Consider the following 12,286-nt stretch of genomic DNA (forward strand, 5'->3'; position numbering starts at 1 on the left):
CCCCGACCCGGCCGAGGTGGGTGACGGCGTCCCGGACCTCTCCCGCCTCCTCGAAGCCGTCCTGAGCGTCGGTTCCGAGCTCGAACTGCGCACCACGCTCCAGCACATCGTGGACGGCGCGGCCGAACTGACCGGCGCACGGTACGCGGCGCTCGGGACCACGGACCCCGGGCAGGACGGCCTCACCGAGATCCGTACCGGCGGAGCCGAGCCGCCGCCCGCGGGGGTGCTCAGCGTGCCGATCCACGTCCACGACGAGGTGTTCGGCCACCTCCACCTCGCCGGCAAGCGGCACGACGCCCCCTTCACCGCCGAGGACGAGCAGCTCCTGCACGTCCTCGCCGCCCAGGCCGGCATCGCGATCGGCAACGCCCGCCTGTACGAGACGGCCCGGCAGCGCGAACGCTGGATCGAGGGCGCGGCGGCCGTCACCACCGCGCTGCTCACCGGCGAGAGGGCGGCCGACGCACTGGTGACGGTGGCGGAGGGCGCCCGGGCCCTGGCCGACGCGGCTGCGGGCGTGATCCTTCAGCCCACGGCAGCCGGCGGCATGGAGATCGTCACCGCGTCCGCCCACGAGGACCCGGGCGACATCGTCGGTACGACCATCGAGCCCGGCAGCCCCGTCCTCGTACAACTCCTGGGCGGCGAACCGGTGTTCATCGACGACTCGGCGACCGACCCCCGCATGACGACGCATGTACGGCACCGGTTCGGCCCGAGCATGATGCTCCCCCTCCAGGCGGACGGCCGTCTCATCGGCACCCTCGCCCTCCCGCGCCGCCCGGGCGACCGCCCCTACACGGCCGTAGAACGCCTGCTGGCAACGCAGTTCGCGTCGCAGGCCGCCCTCGCCCTGGTCCTGGCCGACGCGCAGCACAGCCGCGAACGCCTCGCGGTCTACGAGGACCGCGACCGCATCGCCCGCGACCTGCACGACCTGGTCGTCCAACGCCTGTTCGCCACGGGCATGATGCTGGAGTCCACGCAGCGCAGAACCGAGGAGACGGACCAGGCCCACGGGCTCCTCGGCCGCGCGGTGGACGAACTCCAGTCGACCATCCAGGAGGTCCGCACGGCGATCTTCGCCCTGCAACAGCCCCCGGCCGAAGCCCCAACCACCCTACGCGGCAAGGTACTTCGAGAGGCAGCGGGCGCCTCCGCGCTCCTGGGCTTCCCACCCTCCACCCACTTCAAGGGCCCGGTGGACACCCTCGTCCCCGACCAGGTGGCGACCCAACTCCTTGTTGCCCTCCGCCGCGCCCTAACCACCGCGTCCCACCGCGCCGGTGTCTCCCGCCTGGAGATCACGATCGACACGACGACACCCCTGCCGGACGGCAGGGACGCCGTACGACTGAGGGTGTACGACGACGGAGGGACTGACGGAGGGACTGACGGCACGACGGTGAGCTGGCAGTCGCCCCTGTAGCCGGGCCCGTACGGGTTCGGTCCGGCCTTTTTACGGGTTCGGTCCGGGCCTTTACGGGTTTCAGTACGGCAGGAGTCGCCCCGAGGGCGTCCTGCGGTCGATGGTGTCGTCGCGAGGCGTGATGGGCCGGCGACTGACGCGAACGCGGATCTGTCGGTTCATGGCGCCCTCCCGAGGCTCATATCTCCTATGCCCCTCTCCTATGCCCCACACTCGTCCTCGCGATGCTCAAGAACATCGCCCTTGCGGAGGCACTTGGTCTGCCTCCCCAGAGGGAGTCGGGAGCGGCGGCCTACTCCCAGGGGAGGAGACCGCCCCTGAGACGTCCGTACGGTAAGGCGTATGACCACCACGTTCACGCTTCTGCACCCCGGCGCCATGGGCGCGAAAGTAGGCGGCGAGGCGACCCGTACGGGTACCCGAGTGCTGTACGTCCCGACGGGCCGAAGCCCCGCCAGCCTCCAACGGGCCCGCGAGGCAGGCCTGGAGGCGGCCGCCTCCCTCGAATCCGCCCTGGCCGCAAGCGACTTCGTCCTGTCGGTCTGCCCACCGCACGCGGCGGAGGACGTGGCGCACGAGGTCCTCACCCACCCGTTCCGAGGCGTGTACGTCGAGGCCAACGCGATCAGCCCGGACCGCACGAGGCGTATCGCGGCGGCGTGCGCGGAGCGCGGCGTACCGATGCTCGACGGCGCGATCGTCGGCGGCCCGCCCGGCCCGGGCAGCGCCCCGCGCCTGTACCTGAGCGGCGACGGAAGCCAAGTCGCGGACGTGGCAAGGGCGTTCGAGGACACGCAGGTGGTGGTCCGCCCTCTGGACGCCGAGATCGGTGCCGCGTCGGCGCTGAAGATGGCGTACGCGTCGTACCAGAAGTCCGCTCGCGTCCTGGCCGCCGTATCGCACGCCCTGGCCGCGCACCACGGTGTGGCCGCCGAACTCGCCCGCGAAGCAGGCTCGTTGACGTCCAACATCCTCGCCGAGACCGACCAGCTGCCCAGCGTCGCCGCCCGAGCCTGGCGCTGGGCACCGGAGTTGGAGGAGATCGCGGCCACCCTGCGCACGGCGGGACTGCCGCCGGCCGTGGCGGAGGGCGCGGCGACGGTGCTGCGCCAATGGACGGGGGACAAGGACCGGTTCGACCTGCCACTGGAGGAAGTACTGGCCCACCTCCGGACGGAGGACTGACTCAGGGCGCCACGGGTCCAACACCGCGCAGCTCCTGCACGGCCCCGCCGAGCCGGGACCGGAACCCCTCCAGCAACTCGGGCGGCGCACTGACGACCCAACGCGTACCGACGAGATACTTGCCGCCGTACACGGCAGCGCTGTCGAGCCAGGTCGCCTTGAACCGCTCCTCGGGGAAGGTGGTGATCCGGTACTCCCCCTGCCCTGTACGGCACACACCTTCACGCAACTCGTCGGCGTCGACCCGGATCTCGGCGGTACAACCGGTCAGCCCGGCGATCACCTCGACCTTGGCGGGCGCCACAACACCGGCCTCGGGCGCGGCGGTCACGGCGGTCCGCGCCGCCCCCGCCCGCTTACGGTCCGCGGCGTCGTCGCCCTCACCGCCGCCACACGCGACGGCCAGCGGGAGCAGGGCGAGCGCGGCACCGCGGCGCAGGCGGGAGGCGTGGCCTCGGGATGATGACTGCTGTGTCTGGTGGGTCACGACAGGGGGTACGGGGGTGGCGCGGCGGCCGTTCAAGCGGCCGGACTTCCCGACACCGGTGACGTCCGAGACAGGGCAAGCCGCACGACCGGCACCTCCTGGCCCGCGACCAGCCACCCGACACCGGCCCGGGACTCAGTTCCGCCGACGCCGCTCCTGCCCGTACGGGCCACTCCGGTCATGGGCCCGCCACTCCTCCTCCACCGGATCCCGATCCCCACGCCCGGACCGCTCACCGGCGGCCGCTGTGTGCTGCCCGCTGGAGAGCTTCGCCAGAAGGAGCTTCATGGGGTCCGCGTACTCATCGCCGTAGCGCTCGCGTTCCCGCTCGTGGAGCGGCCCCGGGCCGGGCGGCCGGAGCGCAATCTGCCGAATCCTGGGCCGGGGCACCGAGTCCGACGCGGCAACCTCGCAGGAGGACCGATCGACGCCTCGCCGCCCCGAACTGCCCAGTAGGTCCGACGAGCCGCCTCCGGCCACCACCTCACGGACCGCTCCACGGCCCACCCCATTGCGCGCCGCTTCCCGCGCGGCCTCGACCGCACGCTGTCGCGCCTGACGCTGCGCGGACTGCGCGACCTGAGACCGCCGCGCCGCCTTCCGCTTCCGCCGACGCCCACCACCGCTCCCGCTCCCGCTGGCACCTGTACCTGTACCTGTACCTGCCGGGACGGGTTTCCCCTCGGGCTGCGGAGGCCGTGGCGCTTGGGAATCAGCCACCCGGACAACCGCCCCATTGGGATACGTCCATGTCTTCCCACCCACCAGCAATCCCCCGGACAGCCGAGCCAATTGGGCATCGATGGAAGGGAGTTGCCCCCCTGCGACCGCCATGGAACCGTCGGTCGCGGGGTTGGTGGGGGGTTACGCCGATTGTCGTAGTCGTCCAGGTCGGGCCGGGTTCCGGTCGGCCGGGGGGCCGAGCCGTCAGCCGGCCGGCAGCACGGTGGTGTGTTCCTCGCGCACGGCCTGCAGGGAGCGAGGGTTGAGACCGAGCAGGCTCAGGATCGTCGGTGCGATCTGCTTGGTCTGCACGGTCGCGGAGTCGCGTACCCCGTCAGGAACGGAGGCGCCGGACACGACGAGGGGGACGTCGAGGTCGTCGGAGTGGCCGCCGCCGTGCTCGGCGATCTTCTTGGTGCCGCCGGTGTAGACGACGCCGTACCGCGCGACACCGAGGAGGTCCGGGACCCGGGCGTCGCCGGCCCTGACGTGGAAGTAGTCGGCCGCGGCCTGGCCGGCGTAGACCTTGCTGAGGCCGCTGCTGGTGTAGGCCTTGGGCTTGGCGTTGATGTCGGTGCCGGTGCCGCTCTGCGCGAGCAGGTACTTCTTGGCGAAGGCGGTGGCGGCCGCGGAGCGGTCGGAGAGCCAGAGCAGCATGGCGTCGTCGTCCACCGCGTGCGTCACCAGGTCGGCGGCGGCCGGGTGGAGCTTCTTCCAGGCGGCGTTGAGGCCGTCCAGCAGCGGGCCGTCGTCGACGCGGGTGAGCGCGGCGGGGTCGGTGGGCGACTGGCCGTGCTTGGCGGAGAGGATGACGGTGGTGCTGCCGGAAAGGTGCCGCTTGCCGATCTCGGCGGTCAGGGCGCCGATCTCCGTGTTGACGAAGTCCAGGTTCTTCACCAGCAGCGGGCCGGGGACGTTCTTGGCGGTGTAGCCGCCGGTGAGGCCGTCCGAGGTGGGCAGCTTCTGCGCGGTGGAGACCGACTGGAAGTTGAGGCCGAAGATCGCCGGGGTGCCGACCTTGCGGGTGCGGCTGTGGTCGTAGCCGTCGATCTCGTTGAGGACGGCCTTGACCTTGTAGCCGTCGTACTGCTCGGTGGCCTTGTTGTCCGTGGTCCAGTCGTTGCCGGCGGCGTAGCCGAGGGCGTCGCTGTTGATCTCCGGGGTGAACAGGTCCTGGACGCCGGTGCCCGAGGGGCCGTTGAGGATCTCGTAGGCGGCGTGCTTGTCCGACCACGCGGTACGCAGACCCGCCTGGCGGGCCACCTCGAAGATCGTGTTCACCTTGAGGTAGGAGTGCGGGTACACCGGCTCGCAGGTCTTCGGGTCGACGGGCAGCTTCGACGCGTTGATCAGGCTCGCCGGGTGGCCCGTCATCGACAGGATGCTGTCCGGCAGGCCAGCGAGGCCCTGACCGGCGTCGATGGAGGCCTGGTCGGTGTCGAGATCCTCGGTGAGGTCCACCTCGACCCCGGGCTTGACGCCCTTGCAGCTGGTGGTTCCCGCCGGGAGAAGCGCGGCGTTGTAGGTGTCGTCGTAGTAGATGCCCGTGGTGCCGGGGCTGCCGCCGGTCGCCTGCGCGACCATGCCGGGGAAGGAGTCGGACGGCGTGGTGGTCCTGGCGTGGGTGTACTCCACGCCGCCGCCGACCAGTCGGGCCAGCGCGGACTTCGGGTGTCTGGCGGTGTACCAGGCCAGATCCGACTGGTGCAGCCCGTCGACGGAGATCAGCAGGACGTGCCTGGCTGCGGCCCGAGGACGGGAGGCGGCGGCGGACGCGGAGGGCTGGGCGGCGGTCAGCCCGGCCAGGACTCCGGCGGCGGCGACGATGGCGGCGGGCCTGACGTGACGTCTGGACATCTGGACTCTCCCGGGTGTTCGAGCGGGCTGCGGGTGCCGGACCCAGCAGAGTCGCGCCCTGTGTACCGGAAACGGCTCGTGTGTGAACACACCCGGAATGAGTGGTCGGGTCTTCGCCAAGCAGACCTGGTTTTACCCAAGAAACCCAAGAAGGAGAGGACTGGCCGCAAGGTCCTCCGCGATGGCGTCGCGCGCGTGATGGAGCCTGCCGCTCCTGAACACCGGGCCACTTTCTTATGACGCTCTCACCTCATTCGGACGAACCTGGAGTGCCCCTCTTTCCTCTACGTGATGTAGTAGCCGAGTATGGAGAAGGTTGATACGGCCGCCCATACCGTCGACTGGGGAGTGCGGTGGGGCTACACACGCCCGCCCGCCGCCGGCCGGCCGCGGGCTTCCGGCGACGCGGACAACCCCCAGCAGTGGCACCGGGGCATGACGCTGATCGGCACGATCAGCCTGTTCATAGGCACCCGCTCGGCCTGGACCCGGGCGATGCTCTCCCATCCGCCCGTCGCCGCGGTCATCTCCGTCTGTTACGCCGGGATCCTCGTGTGCGGGGTGCTCGCACTGACCGTACGAAGTCGACGGGCCCTGGTGCGGGTGGACGCCGGAGTTCTCGTCCTGGCGGTGGCCCTGGTGGTCTGCGGTTACTGGCTGACGCACATCGGCACCGACGAGGGCGTACTGACCGCGCAGGCCGCGAACGAGATCGCGCACGGGCGCCCCATCTACGGACAGCCCTGGCCCTGGCTGTTCGGCACGTCCAACTCCGGCCTGACCAAGACGATGTCCGGCTCGGCGGACTACACGTACGGCTATCCACCGCTGACGGCCCTGCTCGCCGCACCGGTCCACGCCCTCCTGCCCACTTCGGCGGCCGCCACCCTGGTCACCACGGGGGCGCTGATCGCCGGAACGGTCACGCTGTGGCTACTGCTGCCCGCTCCCTGGCGGTCGGCGGCGACCGCCGTGTGCCTCGGATTCGGCATCCTCCCCGGCTACGCCCGCTCCGGCTACCCGGCGATCGTCGCCCTGGCCCTGCTGATCCCGGTGACGGTCTACTGGCCGACCACCGGAGCGGGCGGACGCCTGGGCCGGAGCGGGGTGCTGCGGGCCGTGTGCCTGGGTGCCGCCTGCGCCGCCCAGCAACTGGCCTGGTTCTTCGCCCCCTTCCTGCTGATCGGCCTGTACGCGGTACGGCGCGGCGAACTCGGGGGCCGCCCCGCGGCGGCCGTGCTGGCCCGTTTCGCGGGAGTCGCCGCACTGACATGGGCGGGCATCAACGCCTACTTCGCCGCCCAGGGCTTCTCCGCCTGGCTGCACGGACTGCTGCTGCCCCTCACCCAGAAGGCGATCCTGCACGGCCAGGGCCTGATGGGCATCTCCTACTACTTCACCGACGGCAGCAGCCGCCTCGACTACTACTCCTACGCCAGCGAGCTGCTCCTCGTCGGCCTGCTCGCCGCGACCCTGCTGTTCGCCCGCCGCCTGGGAGCGGCACTGACCGTCCTGCCCTGGCTGTCCTTCTACCTCGCCACACGTTCCCAGGACGGCTACTTCCTGATGATGACCCCGCTGTGGCTGGCCGCCGCGGCGACCGTCCCCACCTCCTCCCTGGCCTCCGCCTGGCAGCCCCGGATCCCCCGCCTCACAGGCCACCGAGCCAAGGCCATCCTCGCCGCTGCACTCGTCACGCCTGCCGTGATCTGCGCCGGAATCGCCGCCTCCAGCCCGCCTCCGCTGCGTATGGCGCTCACCGCCCGCTTCAGCGGCCGGTCCCACCCCGCCGTCACCGCCGTGACGGTACGGGCGGCCAACACCACCGGCACCACCCTCACCCCGCACTTCGCCAGCCGCGTCGGCCAGGGCGCCTCCAACTGGTGGACCATCACCAGCGGCCCCACCGCTCTCGCCCCGCACAGCACGGCCGTATACGTCGTACGGCCGGCCGGCGGTCACCACGCGCTGCCCGGCGGGCATCAGCGCATGTACCTCATCGCCGTCACCGGCACTCCCATGACGATCAGCAGCGCCCGCATCGAGGTCACCGCGCAGCCGCCCGGCAACTGACCGGCAGCCGTACATGGATCTCGGCGCCGGAGGGTGATCGGCGATCCACTCGCGGCCTGCCTGGGCCATGACCACGTCACCACGGCACGGCGCCTGCCCGGAGGTGCCGAGAAGGCGCTCGTCCCCTTGAAGGGGACGAGCGCCTTGTGGCATACGCGCGGACCGTGGCGGACGATCCTGTCGGGGGTTCCCTGAACTTCTCCCTGTCCGTTCAGGCCACCTGCTGTGGCACGCTCCCCGTGTCCGCGACGTCCTTGCGGGTCACCGTCAGATACACCACCATGCCGAGGATGACCGCCAGGAAGAGCCCGCTGGTGCCGACGGTGCCGAGGCCCAGGCCGCCGTCGCCGGTCGGCTGGGAGAGGTAGTCGCCGATCGACGCGCCCAGGGGGCGGGTGAGGATGTAGGCGATCCAGAAGCTCCACACCGCGTCCAGGCCGAGGGCGAAGTGGGCGATGCCCACGGCGGCGATGGCGAGGGCGAACAGGACCGCGGAGAGCCAGTAGCCGAGGTTCATGCGCTCGGAGACCAGGTCGCCGGCCGCCGTGCCGAGGGCGAAGGTGAACAGGACCGCCAGCCAGTAGTACGCCTCACGGCTGGTGGTGTCGATGCTGTGGATCGACAGGGTGCGCTCGCGCCGGTACCAGACGACGAAGACGACCGCGAGGGCGATAGCGAACACCGTGGTGGTGGTCTCCAGCGGGACGCCCATGTTGTCGGTGAGGTTGTCGCTGATCAGCGTGCCGACCACGCTGATCAGGGCTACGGCGAGCCAGTACACGCCCGCGCGGTAGGCGGTCGTACGGAACTGGACGACCAGGACGACCGCGAGCAGGGCGCTCATCAGCACCGACACGCCGGTCAGGCCCAGGCCGGCCTTCTCGTTCAGCAGGTCGGCCGCGGTCTCGCCGACCGTCGTGCACAGCACCTTGATGATCCAGAAGTAGACCGTGATCTCGGGGACTTTGTTCAGGCGGAGGCGGAGGCGGTGCGCGTGCCGGGTGGGACCCTTGGCGTCCCGTTCGGCTTCCGGTGTTTCGGACAGTCCGTAGGTCATGAGACACGACCGTGCCAGTGGATACCTGAACGCATCCTGACTGCGCGTGCTGATCACCAGCCCCACACGTACCGTCCGAGAAGGATGCCCCCATGTACATCCACCCGCACAACCCGCGCATACCGGCGTCCCGTCCCGCCCCTGCCCTCGTGACGGAAGAAGGCCGCCGTGAACCCTCCCGCTGTTTCCCACTCGCCTGTTGACCGTGCGACGAACTGGCTGCGCCGTCGGCTCGGCCGCGCCGTCCTCGTCTCCTACGCCGCCGCTCTGCTCCTGCCGGGGCCCGGCCTGTGGCTGCGCCGCCCGCACGCCGTGCCGCTGGGCGGACCGGCCCACCTGACACTGAACACCACCTCGCTCCTGCTGTCCCTGGTGCTCCTCTCGGCCGGGCTCCAGGTACCCGTCCGCGCGCTCGGCCGCGTGCTACGGCGCCCCAAGGCCATGCTGGCGGGGCTCGCACTGCATCTGGCGATTCCGCTGCTCGTCGTGCCGTTCGTCGCCTTCCTGCTGCGCGGCACCCCCGATTCCGACGGCGGTAGCGGACTGCTCACCGCGATGATCCTGATCGTGGCCATGCCGGTGGCCGCCGGCGCCACCGTATGGACCAGCAAGGGCGAGGGGGACCAGCCGACCATGGTCGGACTCGTCCTCGCCTCCACCCTGCTCAGTCCGCTCACCACACCACTCCTGCTGGCGGCGCTGGCACCGCTGCTCAGGGGCGGCTACGCACAGACGCTCACCAGTACGGGCGGCTCCGCCCACAGCGGATTCACCCTCGCCACGGTTGTCCTGCCCTGCGCCGCGGGTCTCCTGTGCGCGCTCGTGCTGCCTCCGTCGTGGCAGGGCCGTCTCCTGCGTGCCGTGGTGCCCTCGGCGCTGGCCGGCTCGCTGGTCCTGACCTACGTCAACGCAAGCGGCGCCCTCGGCTCCTTCCTGACCCAACCGCGTCCGCTGCTGTTCACCGCCGCCCTCGCCGTGGCCGCCCTGGTGTGCCTGCTGTCCTTCGTGCTGGGCCGTCTGGCCTCCCGCATCCTGCGGCTGGACGCGCCGGTGGCCTCGTCGCTGACCCTGGCCTGCGGCATGAACAACAGCAGCGCGAGCGCGGTACTGATCACGACCTCGCTGCCCGACAAGCCCCACCTGCTGCTGCCGGTGCTCGCCTACGGGCTGCTGCAGAAGACGGCCGCCAACCGGGTCGTCGCCAGACTGCGGCCCGCGTCCCCCGCGGTGTCGTAGCGGGTCACGCTCCATGGGTACGCAGGTGGTGCTCGTACGCGAGGACCACCACGGCGGCTCCCGGCGGCGCCCCGGGACGACGCCCGCAGACGCGACGTCGACGGCGTCCTCAGCCGTCGCCGTCCCCCGTCCCGTCTCCGGTCCCGTCCTGACGGACCGGCACCAGCACGGTGAAGGTGGTGGGGCGGCGGCCGGTCAGGGAGAGTCTGCCGCCGAGGGAGACGGTGAGGTCCCGGGCCAGCGCGAGGCCGATGCCCTCTCCCTCTCCGTCACCGGTGTGGCCGCGCTCGAAGGGCCGGGTCGTCTCGATGCCGCCCTCGTCGGCGACGTCGAAGGCGAGCGCGTCGCCGAGGTCCCGGACCGTGAGGTGCACGGTGCCGCGGCCGTGCACGCGCGCGTTGTCCAGCAGGATGCCGAGGATCTCGGCGACGGGGGCACCGGGGACGCGGGCGTCGCCCGGCGTGTCACCCGTGGTGCACAGCAGCCGCCTGCCGTCGCGGGCGAACAGCCCGTGCCAGTGGTCCTCGGTCTCCCCCAGCAGCCGTGCGACCGGCACGGACGGGGCCGGAGTACCGGGCAGGCCAGGGGAACGGGACAGCCGTAGCACCTCCTCCACCGTGCCGTGCAGGCGACGGGTGGTGGCCAGCGCCTCCTCCAGCGCCGGGCGCAGCCGGGCGTCGTCGTCCTGGGCGAGGCCCGCCTCCAGGGTGAGCTGCAGTCCGGTCAGCGGGGTGCGCAGCTGGTGGGAGGCGTTGTCGGTGAAGTCCCGTTCGTGGCGCAGGAGTTCGGTGAGGCTGTGCAGCATCTCGTTGTGGGTGCGGGCGACCTGGTCGATCTCGGCGACGCCGCTGGGCGTGGCACGTGCGCTCAGGTCGCCGGCGGTGACGGCCCGGCTGTGGCGGGAGAGGTCCTCCAACGGGGCGGCCAGCACCCGCGCCTGGCGGCGGGCGACCAGGACCGCCACGGTCAGGGCGAGGGCGCAGGCGCAGGCGAGGACGGCCCACACGGCGAGGACGCGGGCGCGTACGGCGTCGGTGGGCGAGGAGGCGCGGACGACGCCGATGACCTGCTCGGCGTGCGAGACCGGCACGGCGACGGTGAGATCACCGGCCGAGTGGCCGCGCACGACCGTCGCGCCGAAGGCTCGCCGCACCGCCGCGTCACCGGTCCTGGGGCCGCTGCCCGCCCGCAGGCGCAGGTGGGTGTCGTACAGGCCTAGGTGCCCTCCGGCCGGCGGCGCGGGCAGTTCGACCGGATCGCCGGTCGTGTAGTCGGGGCTGACCCGCACGGCGCCGGACAGGGCCGCGCGCTCCAGGGTGTCGCGCTGGTCGGCGTACAGGGACGACCTGATGGCCAGGGCCAGCGGGACGGCGAGGAGGGCCACGGCGACCAGGGCGGCGGTGAGGGCGACTCGCACGACACGCTGTCTCATGCCTTCATCCTGCGGGCCGCCGGCCTGCGCGGAGGTGGTGCGCCACGCGCTTTTGCCGTCGTCTAACCGTCGGCGTGCCGGGCGTTAACCGGCCGCCTCCTAGCGTCGGTGCCATGACCGATCTCCGGTCGCAGGCTTTCCGGGAGGGCAGTGACCATGGCACCTGTACGCACATCCGCCGCCGTAGGACTGGCGCTGGTCGCGGCGGTGATCACCGGCTGTTCGGGCTCCGGCTCGCACTCAGGGTCCGGCTCGCACTCGGGGTCCGCTACGTCCGCTGCCCCGGCCGGCGTGGGCAACGCCGGGGCGACCCCCGCGCCCACCGAGTCGAATCCGCCCGGCGACATCCCCGACAACCAGGTGTACGTGGCGTACCGGCCCGGCACCGGTTTCACCGGTTTCACGGTGAAGGTGCCCGAGGGCTGGGCCCGCACCGGTCAGGGCGCCACGACCGTGTTCACGGACAAGCTGAACACCGTCCGCGTCACCACGGCCACCGCCTCCGCCGCGCCCACGGTCGGCTCCGTCACGAACACCGTCGTGCCCCAACTCAAGACGCAGGTACCGAAGTTCGCGGCACCGAAGGCGACCGAGGTGACCCGGCACGCCGGCCGTGTCGTCCGGCTGACCTATCAGGGCGACTCCGCCAAGGACCCGGTCACCGGCAAGGTGGTGCGGGACACGTTCGAGCGGTACGCCTTCTACCGGCAGGGTCATGAGGTCGACCTGACGTTGTCCGGGCCGGTCAACGCCGACAACGTCGACCCGTGGCGGATCGTCAGCGACTCCTTCGCGTGGCGGTGA

The 12,286-nt window shown here is 71.6% G+C and carries 10 protein-coding genes; 5 read left to right on the plus strand and 5 right to left on the minus strand.

Annotated features, from left to right (window positions below):
- Window positions 1–16 precede the first annotated feature (16 nt).
- Together ACFWP5_RS01290 and ACFWP5_RS01295 are read left to right on the plus strand one after the other, a co-directional pair.
- A complete protein-coding gene (locus tag ACFWP5_RS01290; protein ID WP_384148679.1) occupies window positions 17–1,432 on the plus strand; it encodes a GAF domain-containing protein in 1,416 nt (471 codons plus the stop codon).
- A gap of 342 nt (window positions 1,433–1,774) precedes the next feature.
- Window positions 1,775–2,617 carry a DUF1932 domain-containing protein gene (locus tag ACFWP5_RS01295; RefSeq protein WP_384148682.1) on the plus strand — a complete coding sequence of 281 codons (843 nt, stop codon included), beginning with the start codon at window positions 1,775–1,777 and terminating at the stop codon, window positions 2,615–2,617.
- 1 nt (window position 2,618) lies between these two features.
- Here ACFWP5_RS01295 and ACFWP5_RS01300 read toward each other — a convergent pair whose 3' ends face one another.
- The 3 genes from ACFWP5_RS01300 to ACFWP5_RS01310 form a co-directional block, all read right to left on the minus strand.
- On the minus strand, window positions 2,619–3,104 hold the full coding sequence (locus tag ACFWP5_RS01300) for a hypothetical protein (protein WP_384148684.1): 486 nt from the start codon (window positions 3,102–3,104) through the stop codon (window positions 2,619–2,621).
- Window positions 3,105–3,239: 135 nt separating this feature from the next.
- Window positions 3,240–3,392, minus strand: a complete 153-nt coding sequence (locus ACFWP5_RS01305; protein ID WP_384148686.1) for a hypothetical protein — start codon at window positions 3,390–3,392, stop codon at window positions 3,240–3,242.
- Between the two features lie 639 nt (window positions 3,393–4,031).
- Window positions 4,032–5,684 (minus strand): alkaline phosphatase family protein, encoded by a 1,653-nt coding sequence (locus tag ACFWP5_RS01310; RefSeq protein WP_384148688.1) that lies wholly within the window; start codon window positions 5,682–5,684, stop codon window positions 4,032–4,034.
- Window positions 5,685–5,990: 306 nt separating this feature from the next.
- On the opposite strand from ACFWP5_RS01310, the gene ACFWP5_RS01315 reads away from it, so the two are divergent.
- A complete protein-coding gene (locus ACFWP5_RS01315; RefSeq protein ID WP_384148690.1) occupies window positions 5,991–7,757 on the plus strand; it encodes a hypothetical protein in 1,767 nt (588 codons plus the stop codon).
- A 211-nt stretch (window positions 7,758–7,968) separates the two neighbouring features.
- On the opposite strand, the gene ACFWP5_RS01320 is transcribed toward ACFWP5_RS01315, so the two are convergent.
- Window positions 7,969–8,814 carry a hypothetical protein gene (locus ACFWP5_RS01320; protein ID WP_384148691.1) on the minus strand — a complete coding sequence of 282 codons (846 nt, stop codon included), beginning with the start codon at window positions 8,812–8,814 and terminating at the stop codon, window positions 7,969–7,971.
- 168 nt (window positions 8,815–8,982) lie between these two features.
- Here ACFWP5_RS01320 and ACFWP5_RS01325 point away from each other — a divergent pair, with 168 nt between their 5' ends.
- The gene (locus ACFWP5_RS01325; protein WP_384148693.1) at window positions 8,983–10,050 is read left to right on the plus strand and encodes a sodium-dependent transporter; all 1,068 of its coding nucleotides are present in this window, start codon (window positions 8,983–8,985) and stop codon (window positions 10,048–10,050) included.
- A 109-nt stretch (window positions 10,051–10,159) separates the two neighbouring features.
- Here the strand turns inward: ACFWP5_RS01325 and ACFWP5_RS01330 are convergent, their stop codons facing one another.
- Complete coding sequence (locus tag ACFWP5_RS01330) at window positions 10,160–11,482, minus strand: sensor histidine kinase (protein WP_384148695.1); 1,323 nt, start codon at window positions 11,480–11,482, stop codon at window positions 10,160–10,162.
- A gap of 156 nt (window positions 11,483–11,638) precedes the next feature.
- Here ACFWP5_RS01330 and ACFWP5_RS01335 point away from each other — a divergent pair, with 156 nt between their 5' ends.
- Window positions 11,639–12,286: a hypothetical protein gene (locus ACFWP5_RS01335; RefSeq protein ID WP_384148697.1), complete on the plus strand. Its 648-nt coding sequence runs from the start codon at window positions 11,639–11,641 to the stop codon at window positions 12,284–12,286.

Origin of the sequence: Streptomyces sp. NPDC058469 (genome assembly GCF_042721125.1) — a bacterium.
Classification (GTDB): domain Bacteria; phylum Actinomycetota; class Actinomycetes; order Streptomycetales; family Streptomycetaceae; genus Streptomyces.

Excerpts from the sequence above, each read along its gene's own strand:
- ACFWP5_RS01295 (WP_384148682.1), top strand. The coding sequence starts at position 1,775 with ATGACCACCACGTTCACGCTTCTGCACCCCGGCGCCATGGGCGCGAAA.
- ACFWP5_RS01305 (WP_384148686.1), bottom strand. The coding sequence starts at position 3,392 with ATGAAGCTCCTTCTGGCGAAGCTCTCCAGCGGGCAGCACACAGCGGCC.
- ACFWP5_RS01310 (WP_384148688.1), bottom strand. The coding sequence starts at position 5,684 with ATGTCCAGACGTCACGTCAGGCCCGCCGCCATCGTCGCCGCCGCCGGA.
- ACFWP5_RS01315 (WP_384148690.1), top strand. The coding sequence starts at position 5,991 with ATGGAGAAGGTTGATACGGCCGCCCATACCGTCGACTGGGGAGTGCGG.
- ACFWP5_RS01320 (WP_384148691.1), bottom strand. The coding sequence starts at position 8,814 with ATGACCTACGGACTGTCCGAAACACCGGAAGCCGAACGGGACGCCAAG.
- ACFWP5_RS01330 (WP_384148695.1), bottom strand. The coding sequence starts at position 11,482 with ATGAGACAGCGTGTCGTGCGAGTCGCCCTCACCGCCGCCCTGGTCGCC.
- ACFWP5_RS01335 (WP_384148697.1), top strand. The coding sequence starts at position 11,639 with ATGGCACCTGTACGCACATCCGCCGCCGTAGGACTGGCGCTGGTCGCG.